This is a genomic window from Streptomyces sp. NPDC003011, from assembly GCF_053591515.1.
On the sequence record NZ_JBSFTY010000031.1, the window covers coordinates 1 to 26377 of the forward strand.

At 72.5% G+C, this 26377-nt stretch carries 21 protein-coding genes; 14 read left to right on the forward strand and 7 right to left on the reverse strand.

The genetic code is table 11. From position 1 onward, the window contains the following. Positions 1 to 40: 40 nt before the first annotated feature. From ACWD0J_RS17480 to ACWD0J_RS17490, 3 genes are all read right to left on the reverse strand, one after another. Complete coding sequence (locus ACWD0J_RS17480) at positions 41 to 724, reverse strand: 4'-phosphopantetheinyl transferase superfamily protein (protein ID WP_451496681.1); 684 nt, start codon at positions 722 to 724, stop codon at positions 41 to 43. A gap of 325 nt (positions 725 to 1049) precedes the next feature. Further along, the gene (locus ACWD0J_RS17485; protein WP_451496682.1) at positions 1050 to 2534 is read right to left on the reverse strand and encodes a class I adenylate-forming enzyme family protein; all 1485 of its coding nucleotides are present in this window, start codon (positions 2532 to 2534) and stop codon (positions 1050 to 1052) included. Beyond that, positions 2534 to 2782, reverse strand: a complete 249-nt coding sequence (locus ACWD0J_RS17490) for an acyl carrier protein (RefSeq protein WP_451496683.1) — start codon at positions 2780 to 2782, stop codon at positions 2534 to 2536. The genes ACWD0J_RS17485 and ACWD0J_RS17490 overlap by 1 nt, the downstream gene beginning before the upstream one ends. Before the next feature lie 479 nt (positions 2783 to 3261). On the opposite strand from ACWD0J_RS17490, the gene paaA reads away from it, so the two are divergent. The 11 genes from paaA to ACWD0J_RS17545 all read left to right on the forward strand — a co-directional run bounded on the left by paaA (position 3262) and on the right by ACWD0J_RS17545 (position 12036). Beyond that, positions 3262 to 4293, forward strand: coding sequence for a 1,2-phenylacetyl-CoA epoxidase subunit PaaA (gene paaA / locus ACWD0J_RS17495; protein ID WP_451496755.1), 1032 nt, complete (start codon positions 3262 to 3264; stop codon positions 4291 to 4293). After that, positions 4290 to 4601 (forward strand): 1,2-phenylacetyl-CoA epoxidase subunit B, encoded by a 312-nt coding sequence (locus ACWD0J_RS17500; protein WP_451496684.1) that lies wholly within the window; start codon positions 4290 to 4292, stop codon positions 4599 to 4601. Before paaA ends, ACWD0J_RS17500 begins: the two co-directional genes overlap by 4 nt. Beyond that, complete coding sequence (gene paaC / locus ACWD0J_RS17505) at positions 4582 to 5436, forward strand: 1,2-phenylacetyl-CoA epoxidase subunit PaaC (RefSeq protein ID WP_451496685.1); 855 nt, start codon at positions 4582 to 4584, stop codon at positions 5434 to 5436. The genes ACWD0J_RS17500 and paaC overlap by 20 nt, the downstream gene beginning before the upstream one ends. Continuing rightward, positions 5433 to 5945: a 1,2-phenylacetyl-CoA epoxidase subunit PaaD gene (gene paaD, locus ACWD0J_RS17510; protein ID WP_451496686.1), complete on the forward strand. Its 513-nt coding sequence runs from the start codon at positions 5433 to 5435 to the stop codon at positions 5943 to 5945. Before paaC ends, paaD begins: the two co-directional genes overlap by 4 nt. Positions 5946 to 5953: 8 nt before the next feature. Beyond that, positions 5954 to 7147 (forward strand): 2Fe-2S iron-sulfur cluster-binding protein, encoded by a 1194-nt coding sequence (locus tag ACWD0J_RS17515; RefSeq protein WP_451496687.1) that lies wholly within the window; start codon positions 5954 to 5956, stop codon positions 7145 to 7147. 49 nt (positions 7148 to 7196) lie between these two features. Continuing rightward, a complete protein-coding gene (locus ACWD0J_RS17520) occupies positions 7197 to 7973 on the forward strand; it encodes an SDR family oxidoreductase (protein ID WP_451496688.1) in 777 nt (258 codons plus the stop codon). A 94-nt stretch (positions 7974 to 8067) separates the two neighbouring features. Further along, positions 8068 to 8916, forward strand: a complete 849-nt coding sequence (locus ACWD0J_RS17525; RefSeq protein WP_451496689.1) for a tryptophan 2,3-dioxygenase — start codon at positions 8068 to 8070, stop codon at positions 8914 to 8916. Further along, entirely contained in the window at positions 8906 to 9754 is an 849-nt protein-coding gene (locus ACWD0J_RS17530) for an alpha/beta hydrolase family protein (RefSeq protein ID WP_451496690.1), read from the forward strand. Before ACWD0J_RS17525 ends, ACWD0J_RS17530 begins: the two co-directional genes overlap by 11 nt. Beyond that, entirely contained in the window at positions 9751 to 11010 is a 1260-nt protein-coding gene (gene kynU / locus ACWD0J_RS17535) for a kynureninase (RefSeq protein ID WP_451496691.1), read from the forward strand. Before ACWD0J_RS17530 ends, kynU begins: the two co-directional genes overlap by 4 nt. A gap of 444 nt (positions 11011 to 11454) precedes the next feature. Then, the gene (locus ACWD0J_RS17540) at positions 11455 to 11589 is read left to right on the forward strand and encodes a hypothetical protein (RefSeq protein WP_451496692.1); all 135 of its coding nucleotides are present in this window, start codon (positions 11455 to 11457) and stop codon (positions 11587 to 11589) included. 153 nt (positions 11590 to 11742) lie between these two features. Next, the gene (locus ACWD0J_RS17545) at positions 11743 to 12036 is read left to right on the forward strand and encodes a hypothetical protein (protein ID WP_451496693.1); all 294 of its coding nucleotides are present in this window, start codon (positions 11743 to 11745) and stop codon (positions 12034 to 12036) included. Between the two features lie 339 nt (positions 12037 to 12375). Here ACWD0J_RS17545 and ACWD0J_RS17550 read toward each other — a convergent pair whose 3' ends face one another. The 4 genes from ACWD0J_RS17550 to ACWD0J_RS17565 all read right to left on the reverse strand — a co-directional run bounded on the left by ACWD0J_RS17550 (position 12376) and on the right by ACWD0J_RS17565 (position 20833). Beyond that, on the reverse strand, positions 12376 to 12996 hold the full coding sequence (locus ACWD0J_RS17550; protein WP_451496694.1) for a TetR/AcrR family transcriptional regulator: 621 nt from the start codon (positions 12994 to 12996) through the stop codon (positions 12376 to 12378). A 566-nt stretch (positions 12997 to 13562) separates the two neighbouring features. Continuing rightward, positions 13563 to 14273, reverse strand: coding sequence for a LuxR C-terminal-related transcriptional regulator (locus ACWD0J_RS17555; protein WP_451496695.1), 711 nt, complete (start codon positions 14271 to 14273; stop codon positions 13563 to 13565). 479 nt (positions 14274 to 14752) lie between these two features. Beyond that, a complete protein-coding gene (locus ACWD0J_RS17560; protein WP_451496696.1) occupies positions 14753 to 17575 on the reverse strand; it encodes an AAA family ATPase in 2823 nt (940 codons plus the stop codon). A gap of 363 nt (positions 17576 to 17938) precedes the next feature. Continuing rightward, complete coding sequence (locus ACWD0J_RS17565; RefSeq protein WP_451496697.1) at positions 17939 to 20833, reverse strand: ATP-binding protein; 2895 nt, start codon at positions 20831 to 20833, stop codon at positions 17939 to 17941. A 934-nt stretch (positions 20834 to 21767) separates the two neighbouring features. Between ACWD0J_RS17565 and ACWD0J_RS17570 the strand changes: the two genes are divergently transcribed. From ACWD0J_RS17570 to htpG, 3 genes are all read left to right on the forward strand, one after another. Beyond that, complete coding sequence (locus ACWD0J_RS17570; protein ID WP_451496698.1) at positions 21768 to 22394, forward strand: HAD family hydrolase; 627 nt, start codon at positions 21768 to 21770, stop codon at positions 22392 to 22394. A 751-nt stretch (positions 22395 to 23145) separates the two neighbouring features. Next, positions 23146 to 23985, forward strand: a complete 840-nt coding sequence (locus tag ACWD0J_RS17575; RefSeq protein ID WP_451496699.1) for an endonuclease/exonuclease/phosphatase family protein — start codon at positions 23146 to 23148, stop codon at positions 23983 to 23985. 213 nt (positions 23986 to 24198) lie between these two features. Next, the gene (gene htpG / locus ACWD0J_RS17580) at positions 24199 to 26100 is read left to right on the forward strand and encodes a molecular chaperone HtpG (RefSeq protein ID WP_451496700.1); all 1902 of its coding nucleotides are present in this window, start codon (positions 24199 to 24201) and stop codon (positions 26098 to 26100) included. Positions 26101 to 26377: the final 277 nt, after the last annotated feature.

Here is a 26377-nt window from a genome sequence, read left to right on the forward strand (position 1 = left end):
TGGACCCCGGCGTACAGCGCCGGGGGCCGGAAACGTGTGGTCAGGTCCCGGCGTCGGCCCGGTCCAGGACGTAGCTGAGCACGCCCGTTCCCAGGGGCACCACCCGAACCCGTACCGCGGAGGCCGGTCTGGCGCGGAGGCCGATGCGCAGGTCGTCCCCGGACGGGTCCGCGCGCAGGTCCCGCAGGGTCGCCGAATACCTGGCGGCACGGCCACCCGTCCCGGGCCGGTGCAGGGCCTTGTACGCGGCTTCCTTGGCCGAGAACAGTTCCGTCACCGACCATGCCGCGTCCGCCGGCCGGGACCCGGTGACCAGCAGGTGCTCCTCGTCCTCGCGCAGCACCAGGCGGGCGGCGCGGTGGGTGAGGGGCCGCAGCTCCAGGTCGCAGCCGAGTGGTGCGTCCCGGCCCGGTGGGCGGGCCACGGCGACGGCGATTCCGGCGCTGTGCGAGATCGATGCCGCCCGCCCGGGCGGAAAGACCGGCAGCCGTCCCGAGCGGGGAATCTCGCCGCAGTCCAGTCCCACCGCGCGCAGGGCCCGGCGGGCGGCCTGCCGGCCGGCCAGGAACTCCAGGCGGCGCCGTGGCGGCATGGAGGCGGCCGCGGCCGCCTCGGACGGCCCCGCGGGGGCCAGACGCGGCTCCGAGACGGAGGCGACGCCCAGGCCGAGTCCGGCGGCGGCCAGGAGCGGGCGCAGCCGGACGAGCGTGCCGATGTCCGGCACGCGGACTGCCGCGAGGTCGGGCGCGCTCCCATCGGCGGGCCGGCCGAGGCCGGCCAGCGGGACGTCTGAGCGCCCGTGACTTCCATGGGAGGCGTGTCGGTACGACGCCTCACCGTCGGCCGCCGGGCGAGGACCGGACACGGCCGGCGCCGGACGGTCACCTGCCACGGCAGAAGCAGGAACCCACAGCAGGAACTCGCAGCCGGAACCCGAAGCAGGAACCCGGCCGGCCGGGGCAGGTGCGGAAACGCCACCCACCCCGGCCGGACCGGTCTTCGCGGGACGGCCGGTCACAGCGCCCCGCCCCGGACGCCCGCACGCGCCCTCACACCCGCAGCAGCTTCTTGATGATCTTCCCTGCGGGATTGCGCGGCACCTGCTCGATGAACTCCACGCGCCGCGGGCGCTTGTACGGCGCGAGCAGTCCCCCGACGTGCGCCAGCAGCTCCGCCGGGCCCGCGTCCGCGTCCGGCTCCAGGACGACGTACGCCAGGGGAACCTCGCCGTAGTCCTCGTCGGGCATCCCGACGACCGCGGTGTCCCGCACCGCCGGGTGCGTCATCAGCGCGCGCTCGATCTCCGACGGGTAGACGTTCTGGCCCGCGCGGATGATGACGTCCTTCGTGCGGTCCACGAGGCTGATGCGGCCCTGTTCGTCCACGAAGCCGAGGTCGCCGGTCCTGATCCAGCCGTCGAGGGTGATCTCGCGGGTGGCCTCCGGGTCGTTCCAGTAGCCCTGCATGAGTCCCGGCCCGCGCACGATGATCTCGCCGATCTCGCCGCGCGGCAGTTCCCGGCCGCCCTCGTCCACCGCGCGGGCGGACATGCCAGGGACGACCCTGCCGCACGGGATGCGGGCGGTGACGTCCCCGGGGGCGGGGTGCTCGTCGGGGCCGAGGGTGACGAACGGGCCGCCGACCTCGGTCATGCCGTACACCTGACGGAAGCCGCAGCCGAGCCGCCGGACGGCGTCGGCGTACACGTCGAGCGGCATCGGAGCGGCGCCGTACAGGATCTCCCGCAGCGAGGACAGGTCGGTGCTGTGGGACGCCTTGGCCTGCAGCATGAAGCGCAGCATCTGCGGCACCATCCAGATGTGGGTGGCACGGTGCCGTTCCACCGCGGCGAGCGCCCGCTGCGGAGTGAAGCCGGGCATCAGCACCACCGTGGCGCCGGCCGCCATGTAGGTCAGGGACACGACCATGCTGCCGTGGTAGAGCGGGCAGCAGTTGACCATGACGAGGTCGTCGGTGGGCCGCGCCATGACCAGCCAGCCCAGGGCGATGGCCCGGAACGATCCGCTGTCGACGGTGACGCCCTTGGCCTGTCCGGTGGTCGCCGAGGTGTGCAGCACGGCGATCGGGTCGGTGTCGGCCACGACGGGCAGGTCCCGCTCGGCGGCCAGGGTGCCCAGCGCCTCGAAGGCGGGCTTGTCGAAGGCCATCCGGATCCGCACCGACCGCGGCAGCTCGGTGTGCCGGTCCAGCAGCTCCGACTCGCCGAGGACGGCCACCGCCCCGACGCGTTCGACGATGCCGGTGACCTCGGGCACCGCCAGGCTGTGGTTCAGCGGCACGAACAGCGCGCCGAGCCGGGCGAGCGCGAAGTAGCTCTCCAGGACCTCGATGCGGTCCTTGGAGAGCACGGCGACCCGGTCACCGCGTGCGATGCCCAGTTCGGCCAGCCCGCGCGCCAGTTCGGCCGTACGGTCGTGGAACTCGGCCCAGGTGACGCTGCGTTGCTCGTCCACCAGCGCCGTCCGGTCGGGGAAGCACTGGCGGTTGCGCTCCAGCAGCTGTGTCAGCCACATCACGCACCGCCGGTGGCACCGGCTACCGAGTGCTCGGCGACGAAGCGCTCGTAGTCGGCGATCGTGTGCAGCTTCTCCATGTCCTCCGCGGTGATCTCCACGCCGAGCCGCTGCTCGACGAGCAGGACGAGACGCACCAGGTCCCCGGAGTCGATGCCGCTGGCGGCGAGGTCGACGTCGTCGCCCACCTGGTCCGCGTACTCGATCGTGCCGGTGAGTTCGACCAGCAACTCCCTGATGGCGCTCATGGTTTCCCCTTCCGTCTCGGCGTGCCGGCCGCCGGGTGGATCTCGACTGTCACTCCCTCAAGAGGCGGCATCGGCCGGTCGCACTCCCCGGACCGGCTCGTGAGCTTTGTCACGTGCCCGAACGGCCTGCGGCAGGGATAGCGGGGGCCCGTGTCCGGCCTCTTACCGCAGCGAAGAGACGTGTTCCGGCATGGAGGCAACGTGTTCCGGCACGAGGGAGAAGGAGTGATGCGAGTGCCCAGGCAGCCGGTACCGGTCCGGACTGCGGGAAGGCGCCCGGTGCGCCGCGTCAGCGCGGCGTACGGCGTGCGTACGGGCGGTGCCGCGTGAACGCGCACGCCACCGCTGCCGCGCCCGCACAGCAGGTGGCCGCGCCAGCGAACCGGGCAGCCGCGCCAGCGGACCGGGCGGCCACCCCCGCGGGCCAGACTGCCGCGCCTGCGGACCAGGACGAGTTGCTCGCGCACTTCGACGCGCTCATCGCCGAGGGCGAGACGGTCGAACCGCGTGACTGGATGCCCGACGGATACCGCCGCATGCTGATCCGCCAGATCGCCCAGCACGCCCACTCCGAGATCATCGGCATGCAGCCGGAGGGCGCCTGGCTCACCCGGGCCCCGTCCCTGCACCGCAAGTCGGTCCTCATCGCCAAGGTCCAGGACGAGGCCGGCCACGGCCTGTACCTGTACTCGGCGGCCGAGACGCTGGGCGTGGACCGCGCCGACCTGCTGGACGCCCTGCACCGGGGCCAGCAGCGCGCCTCGGCCACGTTCAACCACCCCGCGCTCACCTGGGCGGACACCGGGACCATCGCGTGGCTGACGGACGGCGCCGCCGTCATCAACCAGGCACCCCTGTGCCGCACCTCCTACGGACCGTACGCCCGGGCGATGCGCCGCGTCTGCCAGGAGGAGGCCTTCCACGTGCGGCAGGGCTACGACCTGATGCGCGCGCTGTGCGAGGGGACGCCGGAGCAGAGGGAGATGGCGCAGGACGCGGTGAACCGCTGGTGGCTGCCGGCCGTGGCGCTGATGTTCGGGCCGCCCGACACCGAGGCGGGTGGCGCCGACGCGCGGACGGCCGCGCTGGGCGCCGCGGTCTCCCGCCGCGCGATGGCCTGGGGCATCAAACGCCACACCAACGACGAGCTGCGCCAGCGCTTCGTCGACAGTTGCGTCCCGCAGGCCGAACGCCTCGGCCTGACGCTGCCCGACCCGGCGATCCGCTGGAACGAGGAGCGCGGCCACTACGACTTCACCCCCGTCGACTGGGACACCTACCGCGAGGCGCTGGGCGACGACACGCACTGGGCGCGGCAGCGGATCACGCACCGCCGGGCCGCGCACGACGACGGCGCCTGGGTGCGGGAGGCGGCCGCCGCGTACGCCGCCCGTGCGGACGCGGGCGCCCCGCCGGCCGGAGCGGCCGCCGGGGAGCGCACGGAGAGCGGCGGCACGGACGGCGCGCGGTCCGGCGTGACCGCCCCGCAGCGGACGGAGGAGCACGCATGAGCCGCGACCGGGAGGGCGCACCGGCGTCCTGGGAGGTCTTTCTGCGGGCCCGCCGGGGCCTGGCCCACCAGCACGCGGGGTCGGTGCGCGCGGCCGACCCGGACGCGGCGCTGGCGCTGGCCCGTGACCTGTACGCGCGCCGCGGCGATCCGCTGTCGCTGTGGGTGGTCCGCTCGGACGCCGTGCACACGGCCTCCCCGGACGAGCGCGACCCGTACTTCGCCGGTGCCCGGCACAAGCCGTACCGGTATCCCGAGCACTTCGCGCCGCTGACCGAGAAAGGGCCCGATGGTGACCACGCCGAGTGACACCCTGGCGGACGCGACCGCGTCCGGCGCGGCTCCGGAGGCGACCACGGCCGACGGCTCCTCCTGCGCTGCCGGCACCCGGGCCGATGCCGATCTCGCCGCGCATCTGCTGCGCCTCGGCGACGACGCCCTCGTCCTCGGGCAGCGCCTGTGTCAGTGGATCACGCGCGCGCCGACCATCGAGGAGGACCTGGCGCTGTCCAACATCGCCCTGGACCTGATCGGTCACGCCCGCGCCCTGCTCACCCGCAGCGGACAGCTCGACGGGACCGGCCGGACCGAGGACGACCTCGCCTTCACCCGCTCGGACCGCCAGTTCACCAACGCCCTGCTCACCGAGCTGCCCAACGAGGACTTCGCGGTGACCGTGGCCCGGCAACTGGCCTACACGCACTACGCGGTCCTCCACTACGAGGCGCTGGCGGGCTGCGCCGACGCCGAACTGGCCGCCTTCGGGGCCCGCGCCGCCAAGGAGGTCGCCTTCCACCGGCTGCACGCGGACCGCTGGACCCGGCGGCTGGGACGCGGCACCCCGGAGAGCACCCGCCGCATGCGGCGGGGCCTGGAGCGGGTATGGCCCTACACCGGCGAACTCTTCGACGAGGACGACGTGGTGCGGCGGCTGGTCGTCTCCGGCACGGTTTCCTCACCGGCATCCCTGCGCGCGGAGTGGGAACAGCGCGTCACCGACGTCGTCACCGACGCGGGGCTCACCCTGCCCACGCCCTCCTGGACGGCCAGGGGCGGCCGTTCCGGCCTGCACACCGAGCAGTTCGGCCCGCTGATCGCCGAACTCCAGTCGGTGCACCGGCAGTTCCCCGGAGGCACCTGGTGAACGGCCCGGCACCGGCCACGGCCCCCCGCCCCGTCCACGAGGTGCGCGAGCGGGTGGAGGCGATCCCGGACCCGGAACTGCCGCTGATCGGCCTCGGTGACCTCGGTGTGGTGGGCTCGGTCGCCCCGGGCGCCGACGGCGTCCTGGAGGTGGAGATCACCCCCACCTATCTGGGCTGCCCCGCACTGCCCGCGATCACCTCGGCGGTGCGGGAGGTCCTGACCGCGTGCGGTCACCCCGACGGCCGCGTACGGCAGGTCCTGTCCCCGCCCTGGACGACGGACCGCATCACCCCCGACGGACGCCGCAAGCTCGCCGCCAACGGCATCGCCCCGCCCGTGTCCCCGGCCCCCGCGGGACCGGTCCCCGTCGAACTGGGCGGGGTGCCCTGCCCGCACTGCGGTTCGCGGGCCACCCGGCCGCACAGCCCCTTCGGACCGTCCCGCTGCCAGTCGGTGCTGTGGTGCACGGTGTGCCGCGAGCCCTTCCCCCACCTGACCGCGCTGTGAGGCAGACCGTGAACACCGCCACCCCGCCCACCGCTCTCCGTGAGGTGCTCGTCGACCGGGACCTCGGCACACGCCCGCGCACCGGCTGGCACCGCCTGGAGGTCACCGAGGTGCGGCGCCTGACCGACGACGCCGTGGCCGTCGCCCTGGACGTGCCCGCCGCCCTGCGCGAGGTCTTCGCCCACCGGCCCGGCCAGCACGTCGTCGTCCGGCATCACCACGCCGACGGAGAACTGCGCCGCAGCTATTCGGTCTGCCCGCCGCCGCACGACCCCGAGGCGCTCCGCCTGGTGATCAAACGGGGCGGGCCCGACGGCTTCGGCGCCCACGCCACCGGCCGCCTCGCGCCCGGTGACCGCCTCGAACTCTCCCCGCCCACGGGCGCCTTCGCCCTGCCGGACCTGCCCGGCGCCCACCACGTCCTCCTCGCGGGCGGCTCCGGCATCACCCCGCTGGCCGCCATGGCCGCCCACGCGCTGCGCCGGGACCCGGCCTGCCGCGTCTCCCTCGTCCACTCGGTCCCCACCGCCGCGGACGCCCTGCTGGCCGACGAACTCGCCGAGCTCAAGGACGCGTTCCTCGACCGGTTCACCGTCCTGTACGTCCTGACCCGTGAGGACCGCGGCCAGGGTGACGGCCCGTTCAGCGGGCGGCTCGACGCCAAAAGCCTGCCCCGTCTGCTCGCCGCGGTGGACGCCCGCCCCGGCCCTGACACCACGTTCGCCCTGTGCGGTCCGCCCGGCCTGGTCGACACCGCACGGCAGGCCCTGACGGACCGGGGCGCCGATCCGGCCCTGGTCCGCTGGGAGTTGTTCACGGTGGCCGGGACACCGTCGGGGACGCCGGGGATGCCGGGGACACCGCCGGGGACGCCGGGGACCGCCGAACCGGTCCGCACGGCCGAACCGGTCCCGGGCGTGGGAGAGACCCGCGTCACCGCCCTCCTCGACGGCCGCCACAGCGCCGCCACCGTCCTGCCCCAGGACTCGGCGATCCTCGACGCGCTGCTGCGGGCGCACCCCGACGTGCCGTACGCCTGCCGCGAGGGGGTGTGCGGCAGCTGCCGCGCGAAAGTCCTGTCCGGCCGGGTGACAGCGCAGGGCCAGTACGCCCTGGACGAGGGCGACCGCGCCGCCGGCTACACGCTCGTGTGCCGGGCACGACCGAACACCCCCGAGGTCACCCTCGACTTCGACGCCTGACCGCCGGCCGCGACGCCGCCGTCCCACCACCGAACGAAGGAGTACCGCGTTGACCACCACCGCCCGCCACGAGGGGAAGACCGCCCTGGTCACCGGAGGCAGCCGGGGCATCGGCAGAGCCGTCAGCCACCGTCTCGCCCGTGAGGGCGCGCTGGTCGCCGTCCACTACGGCCACGACCCGGCCGCCGCCGAACGGACGGTCAAGGAGATCGAGGCCGACGGTGGCCGTGCCTTCCCCGTCCATGCCGAACTCGGAGTGCCCGGCGACGCCGACACCCTGTGGTCGGCCTTCGACCAGGCCCTGGCCGGGCAGGACGCGCCGGCCGGACTGGACATCCTCGTCAACAACGCCGGCATCACCGTTCCGCGCCCCCTCGCCCAGGTGACCGAGGCCGACTTCGACCGGGTCTTCGCGATCAACACCAAGGCGCCGTTCTTCATCATCCAGCGCGGCCTGGACCGGCTGCGCGACGGCGGCAGGATCGTGAACATCTCCTCCGTGGCGACCCGCGTCGCCTTCCCGGCGATCGTCTCGTACACCATGACCAAGGCCGCCCTCGACTACCTCACCCTCTCCCTGGCCCAGGAACTGGGCCCGCGGGGCATCACGGTGAACGCCGTGGCGCCCGGCTACACCGAGACGGAGATCAACCCCACCCTCAGCATCCCGGAGGTCCGCCGCAGGTACTCCGAGGCCTCCGTGTTCAGCCGGCTCGGCGCCCCGGCGGACATCGCCGACGTCGTCTCCTTCGTCGCGAGCGACGACGCCCGCTGGGTGACCGGTCAGTGGATAGACGCCTCCGGCGGTGTCCACCTCGGCGTGTGACACCACGGCCCGGCACCCTGCCCCCACGCGGGCGAACGGCTCGCCGGCCGTTCGTCTACCCGGCCGTACGCCGGCCGCCCCCCTAGGAGTTGCGATGAACAACAGCACGTCCGCGCTCGCCGAGCCGATGACGGACGACTCCCTGACCCGGCCCTTCCCGGGCGCGAGCCCCTACGACACGTACGTCCACGCGTCCGTCCTCAACTCGCTGCAGAACCCGCTCACCGAAGCCCCGGACGAGATGGGCTTCCTCGTCACCACCCAGGTGATGGAACTGTGGTTCACGCTGATCGTGTACGAGTGGCGCACGGCACGCGTGGCCTTCGCCAAGGACGACCTGGGCGCGGCGATGGACGCGCTGGTGCGCAGCCGCCGGGCGCTGACCGCGCTCAACGGAGCCTGGGCGCCCATCGCCGCGCTGACCCCCGCCCAGTTCAACGGATTCCGGGCCGCGTTCGGCCAGGCGTCGGGCTTCCAGTCGGCGATGTACCGGCACATGGAGTTCCTCCTCGGTGACAAGTCCGCCGGGATGCTGCGCGCCCACCGCGGCGACCCGGCCGTCCACGAGGCGCTCGCGGAGACCTGCCGCGAACCGTCCCTGTACGACGAGGTGCTGGCGTTCCTGCACCGGCAGGGCCTGCCCGTGCCGCGAAGCGTCCGCGAACGCGATGTCACCAGCCCGTACACCTCCGACCCCGGGGTGGTCGAGATGTGGCGGCACATCTACGCCGGTCCGCAGCACCACCCCCACCTCGCCCTGGGCGAACTGCTCACCGACATCGCCGAACTGGTCACCCGCTGGCGGTTCGAGCACGTCCTGGTGGTGCGCCGCGCCATGGGCTCCAAGCCGGGCAGCGCGGGCTCCGCGGGGCTCGCCTGGCTGGAGAAGCGCGCCGCCCGCCCGGTCTTCCCCGAACTGTGGGAGGTGCGCGGTGACGTCTAGGGTCATCTCCGCCTTCGCGGCCGAGGAGGAGAAGCGGGTCCTGAGCCTGAAGCCGGTGCTGGCGCCGGCGCACGGCCGCTACGGGGACCACCCGCACCAGTCCTACGACGCCTGGCCGTCCGACGACCCCGACGCGCCGCTGGTGATCCTGCTGCACGGCGGCTACTGGCGCTACGACCGGATGCACCTGACCCCCTTCGCGGCCTACCTCTCCCAGCAGGGGTTCGACGTCCTGCTCCCCGGCTTCCGCCGCTCCGGCGGCGCGGGCGGCTACCCCGAGACCTTCGACGACGTCGCCCGGATCGTGGACACCCTGCCGCAGGGACGGCCCTACGTCCTGGCGGGCCACTGCTCCGGCGGCCACCTGGCCCTGTGGTGCGCCGCCCGCGGACTGCTGCCCCCGGGCTCGCGCTGGCACACGCGCACCCTGCCGACGAGCGTGCTCGCCCTCGCACCGATCACCGACCTCGCCGCCACCCGGCGGGACGACCTCAGCGACGGCGCCGCCCTGCAACTCCTGGGCGGAAAGGACGCGTTCGACCGGCGGCTGCCCGAGGTCGACCCGCTGACCCTGCTGCGCGAGGCCGGCACGACCGGGGTGCCCACGGTGCTGCTGCACGGGGCCGTCGACGAGGAGGTACCGCTCACGCAGTTCAGCGACTACGCGGCCGTCCACCACGACCTCAGGACCGTCGTCCTGCCCGGCACCGGCCACTACACCCTCATCGAACCGGGAGCACCCGGCGCCCGTGCGGTCGCCGAGACCCTGCGGGAGATGTCGGCCGCTCCCGGCACTGGGCGGTCCGGCCGAACGGCCGAGGAGGCCGCACACCGATGACCACCGCACTCCCGGCACCGACCGCCCTGCGCGAGCGGGCCGCACAGCTCGACGCCGACGACCCCCTGGCCCCGCTCCGCGAGCGGTTCCTGCTCCCGCCGGACGTCGTCTACCTCGACGGCAACTCGCTCGGCCCGCTGCCCGCCGCCGTGCCGCCGGTCCTGTCCGACGTGGTGACGCGCCACTGGGGCACCGACCTGATCGGCTCCTGGAACGCCAACGGCTGGTGGGAGGCGCCCCTGCGGGTCGGCGACGCCATCGGCGCGCTCATCGGGGCCGCGCCGGGGCAGACGGTCGCGGGCGACTCGACCAGCGTGCAGCTGTTCACGGCGCTGGAGGCCGCGGTCGCGCTCCGCCCGGAGCGGCCCGTGCTGGTCACCGACCCCGGCCACTTCCCGACCGACCGCTACCTGGCGGACGCGGTCGCCCGCCGCCAGGGTCTCGAAGTCCGCCAAGTCCCCCCGGCCGACTTGCCGGAGTTCCTCGCAACCGAGGGCGACCGGGTCGCGGTCGTCAGCTACTCGCCCGTCGACTTCCGCACCGGCGAGCTGTACGACATGCGGGAGCTGACGCGGGCCGCGCACGAGGCCGGCGCTCTCGCGCTGTGGGACCTCTGCCACGCGGCCGGAGCGCTGCCCCTCGACGTCGACACCCTCGGCGTGGACCTGGCCGTCGGCTGCGGCTACAAGTTCCTCTCCGGCGGTCCCGGCGCCCCCGCCTTCCTGTACGTGGCACGCCGTCACCACGCGTCGCTCAAGACGCCGCTGCCCGGCTGGACCGGTCACGCCGACCCGTTCGGCCTGGGCCAGGACTACACGCCGGCTCCGGGCATCGCGCGCGCCCGCATCGGCACCCCGCCGATCCTGTCCCTGCTCGCCCTGGAAGCGGCCCTCACCGCCTTCGACGGCGTCGACATGGCCCAGGTCCGCGGCAAGAGCCTGTCGCTGACGGGCTTCTTCCTGCGCTGCGCGGAGGAACTCCTGACGCCTGCGGGCTTCACCCCCGTCACACCGGCCGAGCCCGGCCGCCGCGGCAGCCAGGTCACCCTGCGCCACGCCCACGCCCACGGACTGACCGTCGCCCTCGCCCAGCGCGGCGTGATCGCCGACATGCGCGCGCCCGACCTGCTGCGCTTCGGCGTCAACGCCCTCTACACCAGCCACCAGGACCTGCTCACGGCCGCGCTGCGCCTGCGGGACATCGCACACGAGGACGCCTACGACCCGGCGCCGCCGGCCGCGGGCCCGGTCACCTGAGGACTCCGGCCGCGCACCGGGCCACCCGGCTGGGGCGCGCGGCCGGCCCGGCGCGCCGACGGGCGGAGCCGGCCGCCCGGTGCCGGGCCGGGCCCGCGGGCCACGTGACGCGGTCCGCGCGGCGGGCACGCGTACGCCGCTCACCTGCGAAATCGTCATGGACGGGATGCTTGGCGGCGGCGTATCGTGCCTCAGCCGCGTGTCCTTCCGCGGACTTCCTGAGCGATCTGTTCGCGCTCTTCGCCGGGGTGCGACTGCGTGAACTGACGGCGTCGGACGACGGCTTCGTCGCGGTCCCGCAGTCCGACCTGGACGCCGCCCACTCGCTGTACGAGCAGGCCGGGCGGTACCAGGGCGTCGTGCTCCTGCCCTGCGCGATCGTCTTCGTCGTCCGGTTCTTCCGCATGCGGCGCGCCACCGGCCTCCTGGCACCCGACCAAGTACATGGCAGCCGACGCGCTGCACATCGCCGCCGCCGCTGCCGCCGCGTACTTCGTCGTCCGGTTGACCGCCATGCAGCGGTACAAGGCGACGGAAGGGCCCTACGGGACGACGGCCCCCAAGGACGCGCCGGCCTGAGACAGGTCGGCTCCGACGACCGGGCGGGGCACGGCTCGTCCACGGCCCGCTCCGACAGGTCCCCGTCCGGCTCCGGTCACATCCCTGTCCGGCTCCGGTCGAAAGTTCCCGTCCGGCTGATCGGGAGGAGGGATCGGGGGTACACGGGCCGGCATGGCACCGAAGAACGATCACCCCAAGCTCCTGCGGGCCGTGCGGCAGATGCGCCGGATCCGAACCTTCTACGCGCTGGGTGCCCTCCTCTGGGCGGCGACCGCCGCCTGGGGAGGCTGGCGGGATCCCGGGGGCCGGCAGATGTGGGTACCCCTGCTCCTGCTGGTCGTCTTCACCGGCCTGCTGTCCGCGACATCCCTGTGGCTGCGCCATCACCGGTCGGACGGCGCCGACCGGGTCGTTCACCATGCGGCTCCGCGCAGGACAGCCGTACGCCGCCACGCGAGCGCCTGACCCGCGGCACCGCTCGGGCGCACGAGAACCCGCCGACGTTCCAGGCCGCTCGCGGGGCCGGGGCCCCGCGGTTCCGGCCCGCGTTCGCGCGTCCGGTACAGCACCACCTGGGTGGAATCAGACGCAGCGGTGCGTCGCACAGCAGACCCACGCCCCACAGGACCGTCAGCCCGCGCCAGATCCGCCACAGCCTCTCCGGAGGGGTTCTCCCCGGCTCCCGACGGCTCGGGCGGGCCGGACGGCTCGGGCTGCTCAGGCGACTCGGGTGACTCGGGCGGAGGGTCGGCGGGGGAGGCCGTGAGGGCCGGAGCGGGGTGTGGGAGGCGTGATGACCGGTGCTCACGTGGGCCGGGTGCAACGGTCGAACATCGCGATTAACTCCTGTGTCGCGTACTGGAGTTGCTCCGGCGGGCTGCACATGTGGTGGCGCAGGACGTTGTCCATGGCGCCGCGTACGGCCAGGGCCATGGTGAGGCAGTCGAAAGCGCCGAACTCGCCCGCGGCACGCCCCTGTTCCAGCAGCTCGACGAGCGTGTCCACCGACGTGACGCCGTCCCTGACATCGTCCAGCCCGGTGATCTGCCCGTCCCGGACCATGCGGACGATCTCCATGAGCGCCCGCGCCTGAAGGGGGTGCCGGGCGATGAAGTCGAAGCAGGCCGTGATGTACGCGCTCAGCCTGCCGCGATGGGTCGGCTCGTCGGCGATGCGGGCGGCCGTGAATGCCCCCGCCTGGCCGATGATGGTGTCGGCCACCTCCGCGAACAGCTCCGGCTTTCCGGAGAAGTGGTAGGAGATCATCCCCGTACTGCTGAGTTCCGCCTGTTGCGAGATCCTGGTGAACGACGCCTTCGCGTAGCCGCTTTCGGCGAGAGTCTCGATAGCCGCCTGGACTATCTGTGCCCGCCGTGCCTTCTGTGTGAACGTGCGAGTCTTCGCCTTAGCTACGTTGGCCGTCATGATCTCAAATTAACATGATCGGATTCGAGGAATTCCCCTGAATTTCAGGCCTCCTTGGCCCTTTGATCCGTCGACCGGAACGCGTCGCGCCGTGGCGTGCACGGCATCGACCAGCCCCATCGCCGCGACCACCTCCGCACGCCCGTGTCACGGTGGCCGGGCCCGCTCCCGCCACACACCGTGCAGGCCGACGCGTAAGCGTGCTCGAACCCCAAGGACAGCGCGGCCAGCACGCCGTACGGTGACACCAGCAGCGCCTGACCGGACGACGCCGACACGGGCGGTGTCTCGCTCAACGACCCTCTGGAAGGCGCGAGCGACGACGAGCTGTGCGACCTCATCGGCCGTGGTCTTGAGTAGCAGGCGGCCGGCACCGGGGGCGGTGGACGATCGCCCCCGGGCACACATGCCGGCGGCCGTACCCGTAGGGGTGGTACGGCCGCCGACATGTGTTCGGTGCGGGCCAAAGCCAGGCCCCGTCCGGCCCGGTCCGGCCCGGTCCGCGCCGTCGCAGGGGACCGGCCCGGCTCGGCCCGCGGACACGCCCTACCGGCCCTCGGCGGAACTTACTTGATGAACTCCGGCAGGACGCGAGGCGGCCACTGGCCCACCGTCAGCATGCCCATGGAATGAGCGCGGGCCACCAGCGCGGCTCGGTTGGGGGCCTTGAGCTTCCGCAGCATGAGACCGACGTGGTAGTCGACGCCCTGACGGCTCAAGTAGAGCCTGGCGGCGAGCTGCACGGTCGACGCTCCCGCTGCGATCCCTTCCAGGACCTGAGCGTCGAGTTTGCTGAGCAGCCGCTCCCGCGGGTGGCCGGCCACGTCCTTGACGTCCGTGCTGTCCGCCTCCGTGTCGGGTCGTACCTGCACGACGATGCCGGCCAGGATCCCGGTGGTGTTCTGCACGGCGATGCCGGTCAGTTCGCCGGAGAAGACCCGGCCCGCGTCGCCGAGGCCGACCATGCGCTCGGCGAAGCGGTGGGAGCGGCCTTCGGCGAGCCGGACGAAGTGGCGGTTCAGCACCGAGGGGGCGGAGGGATGCAGGAGTTCGTACAGGTTGCGGCCGCAGGTGTCGGCCGAGGTGCGGCCGAACTGACGCGAGAAGTCGGGCTCCGCGGCCACGATGTGCATTTCGGGATCTATGTGGGCTGTGTAAAGGCGGCGGTTGCTCAGCGCAAGAGCCCGGGACTCCTGGGTATTTCGGAGAGCGACAGCTTGATGCGGTACGGACGTCCTGTCTCTGTTCTTGGGGGCACTCACTACGTGCGTGGTCACTGCGACGCACCGTCTTTCTGCGTTCAGATGTGGGGGATGCACGCACCACCTGGGAGCGCATCTGATCACAGGTGATGCGAACTCGGCCGGATCCCGGTCGATGACCCGTCGAGCCATTCTCTGATCAACTGCGGGAGAGCCTAGGAATCCACCTACAGGCCGGTCAAGCAAACTTTTGCGTGGACGGAAAACACTGTGGTTCGGTGGTTCGGTGGTGCGGTGCGGCGCAGTCCCCGGGGAGCCTCCCCGACGTACTCCCACCCGCCTGATCAGCACAATCGTCGCCGAGCATCAAGGTTCGGCTGCCCCGGGGGACCCTCTCCGCAGCCGCTGCGGCGCACGTGTCGGCAGGATCGTCCGGAGGATTGTCGAGCCCGCGTGACCGTTCGGTTGCAATGGCTGCCCGTTTGCTGCCCGAATCCTCGGGAGGAATGGCGACTTCCGGACCGGCGCAGTGGGAAAGACGGAAGTGGCGTGGGTCACGCGGACGGCGTTTCGCGGCGTTCCTCAAGTGCTTGGGCGAGATCAGGGCGGCCTGCGATTCCGAGTTTTCGGTACGAGTTGGTCAGATGTTTTTCGACCATACGAGAGGACGTTCCCAGCTGGGCTGATATCTCGGAATTGCTGAAACCGGCGGCCGCCAGGTGCGCCACTTTCCGCTCGGACGGGGTGAGCCGGCCGGTGGCCGGGGAAGTCCGGCTTGTGCGCTCGTCCCTCTTCCGCATGATTTTCTCCGCCAGCGCGTCGGCTCCCTGGTCCACCGCCAGCTCGTGTGCCCGTTTGAGTGCGGCGGAGCGCCGTCTGCGGTCCGTTCGGGAGTGGGTGCCGAGGGCGTACAGCGCCTGGCACAGCTCGTGTGGGTTGGTGCCGTTCTCCAGCACTTCGACGGCTTCCTCCAGCACCGCCACGCCCTCTCGTCCCGAGGACACCCTCCCGAGGGCCACCAGCGCACGACCCAGCCGGACGGGAGCGCCCCAGGCGCGTGAGCGCTGGACTTCCATGAGGGCCGCCGCCACCGCCTCCTCGTGCTCGCCGAGACGGTGATGCATCAGGGCGGCGCAGGAGGACCAGGGGACCGCGACCGGGTTGTGCCAGCCGATGCGTTCCGCACGCCGGCCCGCGGTCTGGAAGTGGACGAGCGCGGTACGGGTTTCGCCGCGTCCGGCCGCGAGCGTGCCCCGTGCCAGATGCAGCAGCGCCGCCAGATGCTGGTTCTCGGTGTGCAGCCGGTGCTGGGTGAGGATCTCTTCCGCGAGCTGGGGCTCCTCGGTGTGGAGGGCCACGACGGCCAGGACGGCGGCACAGACGGTCGGCAGTCCGCCGGTGTCGGGCCCGGCCAGGGCGTCGGCCTGGACCACCTTCTGCCGGGCGTAGGCGAGTTGCCCGTCGGCGAGGGCGACCAGGGCCTGCTCCGCGCGGATGACGGCCTGCTCCACCTCACCGCCCGTGCGCTGGGCTAGCCGGTGCGCCTCGCGCAGCCAGCCGGCGGCGCCTTCCGTCCGGCCGGCGCCGGCGAGGATGTTGACGGCCAGTGGCGTGGTGCTGTGGACGTGCTCGGGGGCGGGCGACTCGTGTTCCAGCAGCCGGGTGCACAGCAGCGACAGTTCCCCGGCGGAAGCGGCGTTGGCGACGAACGCGATGTGCATGAGGGACGTCACCAGTTCACGTTCCCCGGTGGTGCGCAGGGAGGGGGAGGGACCCAGTGCCCGGAAGCGATGCAGAGCGCGCTTCACGTGCGCGGGATCCTGCGCCGACAGCACGTGCTCCCGGGCTTCCAGACGCAGCGCGAGTTCCCGTTCGATCCAGTCGTCCGGAGCGGGCCGGCCCAGTTCCTCGGCCACCGCACGCCGCACGGAGTCGATGCGGAACGCGGCCGGGTCCATCAGGAGAGGACCCAGCCGTGTCACGGCGTCGGCGCGTTCCCGTACCGACTCCAGCAGCGGTACGGCCTCAGCGACGTGGCGCAGGGAGGCGGCGGAGGCGAAACTGCGCTCGGCGGTCGCCAAATCGATCAGCAGGCGGGCGCGATCGCGGCCGGTGGGGGAGGTGTCGAGCAGCGCGCGCCGCAGGTAGCGGGCGGCGTCCCGGGGCGAGCCGCGGCGCAGCGCGCTGTCCGCGGCGGTCCGCAGGATCTCCACGGCCTGCGGGCCGTGCAGGGTGATGACCGACATGAGCTGTTCCGCGGCCAGTTCGGCCGGATGACCGGTGCGGTGCAGGACTTCGGCCGCCACGCTGCGCATGGCGGTGCGCTCGGCAGCGGACATGCTCTCCTCCAGCAGGTCACGCAGCAGCGTCCCGGGGATGAGGAAGCCGGAGTGCCGTGCCACGAGTCCGGTCAGGCGCAGGACGTCGACGGCCTCCGCACGCCGGTCGTCGTCGATCTCCGCCAGGCGGGCCACCAGTTGGGGGTCGGCGGCGTCATCGAGCACGGTCAGCGCGTAGGCGACGCGCCGGACGTGGTCCGGCTGCGACCGCAGGAAGGCGGCGAGACGCCGGCGGGCCCGTTCCGGACGGAAGGTGGCCGCTGCCGCGCAGTTGGCCTCGGTGGGCTGGAGCCGCTGGTACTGGGCCTCGTCCACCAGGGCCTTCACCAGCAGGGGATTGCCGCCGGAGCGTTGCAGGAGGGTGTCGATGAAGCTGCCGTGGGGCGGTGTGCCACAGGCTTCCTCCACCAGCCGGCGCACACCGTTGCGGCTGAGCAGGGTCAGCTCCACGGCACGGTCCGCCGGCTCCAGCAGCTGTCGGACCTGATCGCGGGTGCCGCGTACGTCGCCGGGCAGGACGGACAGGACGAACATGATCCGGTTCTGTCTTCGCCGCGTGAGGGACGGCAGCAGCGCCAGCAGGGACTCGCTGTCCGACCACTGGAGGTCGTCCACCATCACCATGACCGGCCGGTCCGACGCCATGGACTCGAGGAGAGCGGTCAGCCAGCGGGGTGCCTGGTGAGGGGCGACCGTGGACCACGGGGGGACGGGTCCGGCGACGTGCGGTTCCGCGGTGCCCGCCGCGGCCGCCGCATCCCGCAGCCAGCGTCCGCTGTCGTCGTCCGGTGCGGTCAGGAGGACCGAGTCCGCGAGCTGCCGCACGACCCCGAGCGTGAACTTCTCCTCGGCGGCGGCCGCCTGCGCCCGCAGCGTCAGGAAACCCTCAGCGTCCGCGAGCGCCGCCACCGTCTCCAGGAAGGTCGACCGGCCGGCTCCGAGCGGTCCCCGGACGACCAGGAGGCAGCCCTCTCCCTGCGCGGCGCGGCGCAGTGCCGACGTCGCCTGCGTCAGCTGGGACTCGCTCTCCAGCAACAAGGCCGTGGTTCTCCTTCAATGACACGGGCCGCCGGCCACCGCCCCGCGTGCGGCCGGACGGGACTCCGTGAGCGTGGCGCAGCGTGCCGGCGGTGTCGCGGGACCGCCGGGGCCCTGGTACGCACAGTGCCGGACCCTGCGCGGGGGCTGGTCGCACCCGCGCCCGGAACGCCGAGGCCCGACGGGTGCCGAGTCCGCGGAATCGCTGACGCAAGGGAAGTCCTGAAGCTCGGTCATTGCTGCCTGGAAGCTCGAGGCGAGCAGATCACAGCAACGTGCGCGGCGGCAAGGGCGGCTGGACGGCGAAAGCCCGGCCGGGCGCCGCGGGAAGGTGAAAGATCAGCGCGGGCCCGAGCCGTCGGATCACACCTGCCGGGTTCCGCCCTGGGGGCCCGCCGGCTCCAGCGCGTCGCGCAGCTGCCGCCTGCCGGCCAGGCCGAGCTTGCGGTACACGGAGGTCAGATGAACCTCCACGGTCCGCTGGGTGACGAACAGGCTTTCCGCGATCCACGCGTTGGAACGCCCGTCCGCGGCCAGCCGGGCCACCTGCGCCTCGCTGCGGGTGAGGGCGCCGAGCCCTCGCGACACGGGCCGGCGCGGACGGGCACCGGTGGCCAGCAGCGCCCGGTGGGCGCGCTCGTGCAGGGAGCGGGCGCCGAGCGCGTACGACTCCTCCCACCCCTGCCGCAGCACCTCCCGCGCGGCCTTGGGGTGACCGAGGGCGTGCAGGGCGCGGCCTCGGGCGACCTTCACCCGTGCCGTCAGCAGGGCCGCCCTCGTCTCGCCGAGCACGTGCTCGGCCTCCTCCAGCAGCTTCGCACGTTCGTCGCCGTCCACCGTCGCGGCCCACAACTCCAGTCCGGCGCCCAGCGCGAGCGGCAGGTGTGCCGACCGGGCCCCCTCGACGGCCTGTTCGGCGAGCGCACGGGCCGCGTGGCGGTCGTCCAGCGCGAGATGCGTCCGGCCGGCCCAGTACCACCAGGGCGAGACGGCCGGGTTGGTGCGCTGCCAGGCCGCCTGCCGGCGTCCGCACTCCCGCAGGTCGGCCAGCGCGCGCACGGCGTCCTTCTGCGCCAGCCGGAGCCGGCCGCGGGCGCACAGCACCTCGTTCCACTGCCAGGCCTCGCTCCGGGCCGGGTCGGGCACCCGCTCGCACAGCTCGGCGGCCTGTGGCAGTTGGCCGCGGTCCAGGAGTGTGTGCAGCCGCACGGCCAGCGGGAGCGCCTCCTGCGGGGTGGCGCGGGCCACGGTGGTGTGGCGCAGCGCGTCGGCGGTGTGGCGCAGCGCGCTGTCGAGGGCGCCGAGCCGTCCGTGGGACTCGGCGCTGAGCGCGAGCAGGCTGGCATACGTCTGGTCGAGCAGCGGGTCGGTGCCGTCGATGAGCTGACGGTAGACCTCCTGCGCCTCGTGCGGCAGGTCGGCGTAGAGCAGGACCGAGGCGGCGACGCCGAGGAAGGCGGGGTCGTCCGCGGTGGGTCCGCCCCGCCCGGTGATCCTGCGGGCCGCCGCGACCGACTCGGCCACCTGGTCCATCCGGGACACCGCGATGACGGCCCGGGCGGCCAGCAGCGCCCGCTCCTGGGCGGTGTCGCCCGGCAGCCCGAGGTCGAGGGGCACCGTGCCGAGCAGCCGCGTGTAGGCGGCCCGGTCGACCGTGGACGCCATCAGCAGCCGCGCTTCCAGCAGTCGGGTGCTCTCGGCACCGGAAGGCAGGGCGGCCGGGTCCGCCCGGCACAGCTCCAGGAGTTCGACGGCGCGGTCCACGCGGCCCTGGCGGGTCAGCGCGTCGGCGAGGGCGCTGAGGGCCGTGAACCGCAGGTCCGGGGAGGTCGTCCGGTCGAGGGCCGCCGTCAGGTGCCGGACACTGGCCGCCGGGTCCAACCGTGCTTCGGCCGTGCCCAGTTCGATCAGCAGCCCTGGGTCGCAGTCGTCGGCGGCACCGTCCGGGACGCAGGGCCGCAGCAGTTCCATCGCCCGGCCCGGCGAGCCGTACACCATCGCCTCCCGGGCCGCTTCCCGCAGCACGGTCGTGGCCCACGGCTGGGTCGCCGTGGCGGCGGACCGGCACAGGTGCCCGGCGACGTCCGCGGCGCCGGCGCCGATGTCGTGCAGCAGACGGGCAGCCCGGCCGTGCGTGGCGGCACGTTCGTCGTCCGGCAGGTCGTCGAGCACGGCGCGGCGCACCAGCGTGTGCGTGAAGGCCCATGTTCCGTCTGCCGAACCGCTGTTGACGAGTCCGAGGGCGCCCAGCACCGACAGGGACCGGTCGAAGGAGGTGGCGTCCGCCAGGGCCAGCCGCGCGCACAGCTCGTGGGCGGTCCCGTCGCCCAGCACCGCCATGGCACGAGCCGCGTCCACCGTCGCCGGCGCCTGACGGTGCAGCAGGCGCACCACACGGGCACCGAAGGCCTGCATGTCCTGCTCGTTGACCGCGCTCAGCTCGGCGCCTGTCAGGGGCAGGTCCTCCGTGTACAGCGTCCGGATGAGCCTGGTCGCCAGCAGCGGATTGCCGTGGGTGGCCGCCAGGCACGCCCGCTGGAACGTCTCGTCGGGCTCGGTGCCGGTGAGACGGCGGGCGAGCTGGACGATGCCCGCGCCGGTGAGCGGGCGGGGCCGCAGCACCCGGCAGGACGCCAGGGTGGTGATCTCGGCGAGGGACGGCGCGTCGGAACCGGTGCGGGACACGAGCGCGAGCAGCACGGGCAGGCCGGCCAGGCGTCGCGCGGTGTGTGCCAGCAGGCGTTGGGAGGCGGGATCGGCCTCATGCGTGTCGTCCACGGCGATCAGCAGGGGAGTGCGTGCGGCGGCTCGCCTGATGACGTCGTGCAGCCGCGTCAGCACACCGAACGAGACCTCCGTGGCATCGTTGTCGCAGCACAGCGGTGCGGGGGGCCGTCTGTCGGCGAGCCCGTGTGCCGCGAACGCCCCGGGCGCCGTGGGCGGTTGGGTGTGATCGCTGTCCGGGAGACCGGACAGCAGGGTGTGCGCGGTACTGAGCGGCAACCGGTGTCCGTCGGCGGCCTCCGCGTGCAGGACGCACAGGTCCAGGGCGCGCGCTTCGGTGATCAGCTCCCGCAGCAGGGCCGTCTTCCCGATGCCGACCGGACCCTCCAGGACGACGAGACCGGACCGTCCGGCGGCGGTGCGCCGGGCCAGCTCACCGAAGAGGGCGAGCTCCCGTTCCCGCTCCACGACAGCCGGGGGCGGAGCACCGGTGCCGGACCCGGGACGGCTGTGACCCTCCGAGGCGGTGATCATGACCGTGTCCCTCTCTCCCGGCGTTGCGAGGCAGAGCCAGCAGCCAGCCACCGTGGCCGACCGCCGCGGGTGTACGCCCGACGGTTCCGCCTGACGCCCTGAACCGCTGCCCGCTGCCCGCCATTTTGGCCCAGACCAGTCTGGCCGATCCCCAGACTGCCCACTTCCCGTCCGACGGAATCCATCCCGCCCTTCTTCCCGGCTGACGCTGCCCCGGCCGCCCGCCCATGCGGCCTCGGCCTCCGTCCTCCTCCTCCGGCGTCCGAGCGATGTGCACGGTGGGCACCGGCAGGTCGGGGGATCCTCAGCAGGGGAGTCTCCCGGCGCACCGCACCGGAGGGGCTCACCTCGCGGACCACATCCCCTTTGACCGGCCGCGCGCGCAGCCGGTGACCGTACGCGCGCCTCGGGCCGGGGCACGACGCCTCGGTGAAGCTCACGCCCGCGGGTGCTGGTCGACCGGCCCGGAAGCGACCAGCACGCCGCGGTGCGCGAGGCGGCCGATGCGTGCCCGCTCAGTGCCATGTCCGTGCGGGGGGACCGGGAAGCGGCGGTCTGAGGTCCGTCACGCACCGCCCCCGCGGCCTCGACGAGGAGAGAAACCCATGCGTGCCCTGTTCGTCGGCCTGCCGGAGAAGTCGCACGTCTGCACGATGGCGCCGCTGGCCCGGGCCTGACGGCAGCCGGGCACGAGGTGCTGATGGCCAACGCCCCGTCGCTGACCGAGGCCCGAGGCCATCACCGGCGCCGGCCTGGTCGCCGCCCTGGTCGCCGTCCCGGTCGGCAGCGACCACGACCTCCACCGGGACATGGCCGTCGCTCGGGACTCCCAGGACGCCGAGAGCGCGCTTATGCATCGCGTGCACGCTTTGCGGAGCGATCGTGCACATGTGCGCGGAAGAGGAGCCGACGATGGCATAGTTGAACTGTGTTCATGTCAGATCACGTAGGCGTCGTCTTCTTCTCCGTCGACTGCGTCCTGGGTGAAGGGCGCAGCCTCACCCGCCTCGTCGAGGAGCGCCTCGGACTGTGCGCGTCCGAGAGCACCGCCGAGCCGGACGACACGGGTCCCGACGCCGACCGCTGGGCCGGAGTGTCCGAGAGCGTGCTGCACGCCGAACTGGAAGGGCTTGCGCTGCGCCCCGGCGTCCAGGAGACCGTCGACTGGTGCCGGCGCAACGCACTGGTGCCGGTCGCCCTGTCCCTCACCTGGACGCCGATCGTGGCCCGGCTGGCCGACCGGTTCGGCTTCCACTCGTACTCGGGCCGGCCGCTGGAGACCAGTGGGGGCCACTTCACCGGCCGCACGACCCGCCCGACGGACGCCTCCGACCAGCGGAGATTCGCGGTCCGACGGGCCGACGAACTCGGTGTCCCCCTCACCGGCTGCGCCGCCGTCGGCGCATGCCCCGCCGACGGACCGCTCTTCGACGCGGTGGGCATCAGCGTCGCCTTCAACGCCCCGGACGATGTCCGCGTCCTCGCGGACACCGCCGTGGACGGCGACGACCTCCGTACGCTCATCCCCGCACTGGAGCAGTTGAGGACCAGGACGAGGTAACCCGCGGCCCGGTCCCCCCGCCACCGGCTCCGCACCGGTCGTACGGCGGCCGTCACCCGACCGTGATCACACGGTCGGTGTCGGCCGCGACGAACTCCAGGAGATGGCCGACGCCGCGCTGCGTAATTGGCCGCTCTGCTGAGACCCGCCCGGCGAGCGAGCGGTCGGCCACCCTCGGAGGGCGACCGCCCCGCGCACCTTCGGCAGCGTGCGCGCCCGGCTCACGGGGCTTGCTCGATGACGACGATCGCCGCGGGGTCTTCAAGCGCTGCCTGACCGACGACGGCTCCATGCCCACCCACAGACGTACGGTCCGCCGGCGCGATCACCCTGCTGTTCGGCCCTTCCACCGAACGTCTGGCCCGCAAGGCGCAGGCACGGGCCGCAGAGGAGCGGCGACCGCACCGCGAGCAGGGAGAGCGGGGCGGACGACTGCGCAGTGAGAGGTTGCGCGGCGCCGGCCGCCCGGCGGGCCTGCGAGGCGGCCGGCCTGATCGACGTTCCGTGGGTCGCTCAGGCGCTTACGGCGTTGATGCAAGAACGTCCGTTGCTGTTGCTGTTGCCGCCGCCGCCGTTCGACGACAGGTACTGAGCCGGACGACATGCTCGGTTCCCGACGGCCGGTCTCCGCCGTCGTGCAACCTGAGGTGGTGTCTGGTGAAAGATCAAAAACAGCTGTCGCCGGCAGCCGCGTCCCATAACCTCGTGCAGGGAGACCTCAGATGCCACGTGTGTCTACATCCGGGAGGCGATGGTGCTCACAAGGGGCACGCGGTTGCTCGGCGGTGCCATGGCCGTGGCCTGCATGGTGCTCATCGGCCCCAGTGCGTCGAGCGGTGCCCTCTTCGTCAGGTCGCTGCACGCCGAATCCGTCAGGGAAGTCGTACCGAACCGGGTCATGACGTGGAACATCTGCAATCCCTGCGACGAAAGCCACGTGGACCGGGCGACGGAGATCGCCAGAAACGCGCCCCAGGTCGTCGGAGTGCAGGAAGCGTGTGTGCGTGACGTCGAGAGGATCCGGGGTTACCTGAGAAGCCTCTACGGACTGGTCTACCACGTCGAGTACGGAACCGTGCTACGGAACTGGAACCGCTGCGGGGGAGCACCGTGGAAGCCGGGGGGCTATGGGCAGGCGGTCCTCTCGGCGGCACCGATGACAGACCGCGTCACCGTGGAATATCCCGACGGCGGATCCGAAGACCGTGGGTACATGGCGGTCACCACCATGGTGGGTGGCCAGTCCGTCCGGGTCTTCAACACACACCTTGCCGAACGACGGCAGGAAGCAGTCCGAGCCGGCCAGACCAGGGTGCTCGCCGCAGAAGTCGCCCGGCACGATCGCGCGATCGTTCTCGGCGACTTCAACGCCGTGCCGGGCACTGTCGAACTCACCCCGATGTGGGCACTGGCCGCGGACGCAGACCCCCAGTGCCATCCCTCGTCCACCGGCGCGTGCGAGACGACCACCGATTGGCACAGCAAGTTCGACTACGTCTTCCTGCGAGGCATCGGTCCGCTCACGCAGCGCGTGCAACACACCTCGTACTCGGATCATCATCTGGTGATCACCGACCTGGATCTGCCCTGAAGCGCTGGGGACTCGTCCGGCCCGGGGCCGTCACCCGGAGGGGACAGGGGGAGAACTCCCTGCCGGCGCGCCCAGGTCAGGATCCGAACGGGGAGCTTCCGCCAGGACCGGCTCGGCGACCGGCGAAGAAGTGGCCACGCGTGCTGACTTCGTGTTTTACAGTGACTGTCGCCAGATCCGGCGACCATGGGATTTGTGAGGTGAACGCCGACCATGCCGGCCGAAACGTTTGAGTTCCAGGTGCAGGCCCGTCAGCTGCTGCAGTTGATGATCCACTCCGTCTACTCGAACAAGGACGTCTTCCTGCGCGAGCTCGTCTCCAACGCCTCCGACGCGCTGGACAAGCTGCGTCTTGAGGCGCTGCGCGACGACACGCTCGACGCCGACACTTCCGACCTGCACATCGGGATCGAGGTGGACAAGGACGCCCGTACGCTCACGGTGCGGGACAACGGCATCGGGATGTCCTACGAGGAGGTCGGGCGGCTGATCGGCACCATCGCCAACTCGGGCACGGCCGAGTTCCTGCGGGAGCTGCGCGACGCGAAGGACGGGGCCGGAGCCGAGGGACTGATCGGTCAGTTCGGCGTCGGCTTCTACTCCGGCTTCATGGTCGCCGACGAGATGACGCTGGTGACCCGCCGGGCCGGCGAGACCCAGGGCACCCGCTGGAGTTCACGCGGCGAGGGCACGTACACCCTGGAAACAGTCGAGGACGCCCCGCAGGGCACCGCCGTCACGCTCCACCTCAAGCCGGCCGACCCCGACAACCAGCTCCACGACTACACCTCCCCCTGGACGATCAGGGAGATCGTCAAGCGGTACTCCGACTTCATCACCTGGCCGATCCGGATGCTCCCGGACACGGCCGAGGGCGACTCCGAGCCCGAGCCCGAGCCCGAGACGCTGAACTCGATGAAGGCGCTGTGGGCGCGCTCGCGCCAGGAGGTCTCCGACGAGGAGTACCACGAGCTGTACAAGCACATCAGCCACGACTGGCGTGCTCCGATGGAGACCATCCGCCTCCAGGCCGAGGGCACGTTCGAGTACCAGGCCCTGCTCTTCCTTCCGGAGCACGCCCCGCACGACCTGTTCACCGAGGGCCACCGGCGCGGCCTTCAGCTCTACGTCAAGCGTGTCCTGATCATGGACGACTGCGAGGCGCTGCTGCCGCCGTACCTGCGCTTCGTCAAGGGCGTCGTCGACGCCCAGGACCTCTCGCTCAACGTCTCCCGCGAGATCCTCCAGCAGGACCGGCACATCCGGATGATCCAGCGGCGGCTGACGAAGAAGGTCCTGTCCTCCCTCAAGAGCATGAGGGCGGGCGACGCACAGCGGTACGCCGCTTTCTGGCGGGAGTTCGGAGCGGTCCTCAAGGAGGGACTCGTCACCGACGCCGACAACCGGGAGGCCATCCTCGACGTCGCGGCCTTCGCGAGTACTCACGACGACGAGCTGACATCGCTCCAGCAGTACGTGGAGCGTATGAAGGACGGCCAGGACACCATCTACTTCTTGACGGGCGAGTCTCGTCAGGCCGTGGAGAGCTCTCCGCACCTGGAGGCGTTCCGGGCCCGGGGCATCGAGGTCCTGCTGCTGAGCGACCCCGTCGACGAGGTGTGGGCCGATGCCGTCGGCGAGTTCCAGGGCAGGCGGCTGCGGTCGGTCGCCAAGGGCCAGGCCGATCTCGGGGCCGAGGACGGCGACAGCGGGGAGGAGGCACGGGAGCAGCAGAACGAGGAGTACGCCGGACTGCTCGGCTGGATGAAGGAACAGCTGGAAGAGGACGTGAAGGACGTGCGGCTGTCGTCCCGGCTCACGGTCTCCCCGGCCTGTGTGGTCTCCGACGACCACGACCTCACGCCCGCGCTGGAGAACATGTACCGCGCGATGGGGCAGGAGGTTCCGCAGACCAAGCGCATCCTCGAACTCAACCCCGACCACCTGCTGGTGAAGGGCCTCAACCAGGCGTACAAGCAGAGCGAGGACCACACGGGCCTGGTGGGGACCGCCGAACTGCTCCACGGCTTGGCGGTGCTGGCCGAGGGCGGCCGCCCCAAGGACCCGGGCGGGTTCGTGAAGCTGGTGGCGGAGCGACTGGAACGCGCGCTGTAGCGGGCCTCGTGGGCGCGGAGCGGTAACTCCGTGCCCACGAACGGCAGACCGGATCGTCCGTCACAGACCGGGGCCGGGACCGGACGCGGTGGGAGAGCGGGCGTTGTTCAGACCAACCGGTGGACGACGACCCGCGCCGGCGGGGGACGAGCACCGGCCGCTGGTGCCGAGACCTGGCCCGGCGGGCGCTGAGGTGTCCAACTGAGGTGCTTATGGGCCTCCGCGCCGACGTGGATCGTCGTCGGTGACGGGCACAGCACACAGAGGCGGCCCCAAG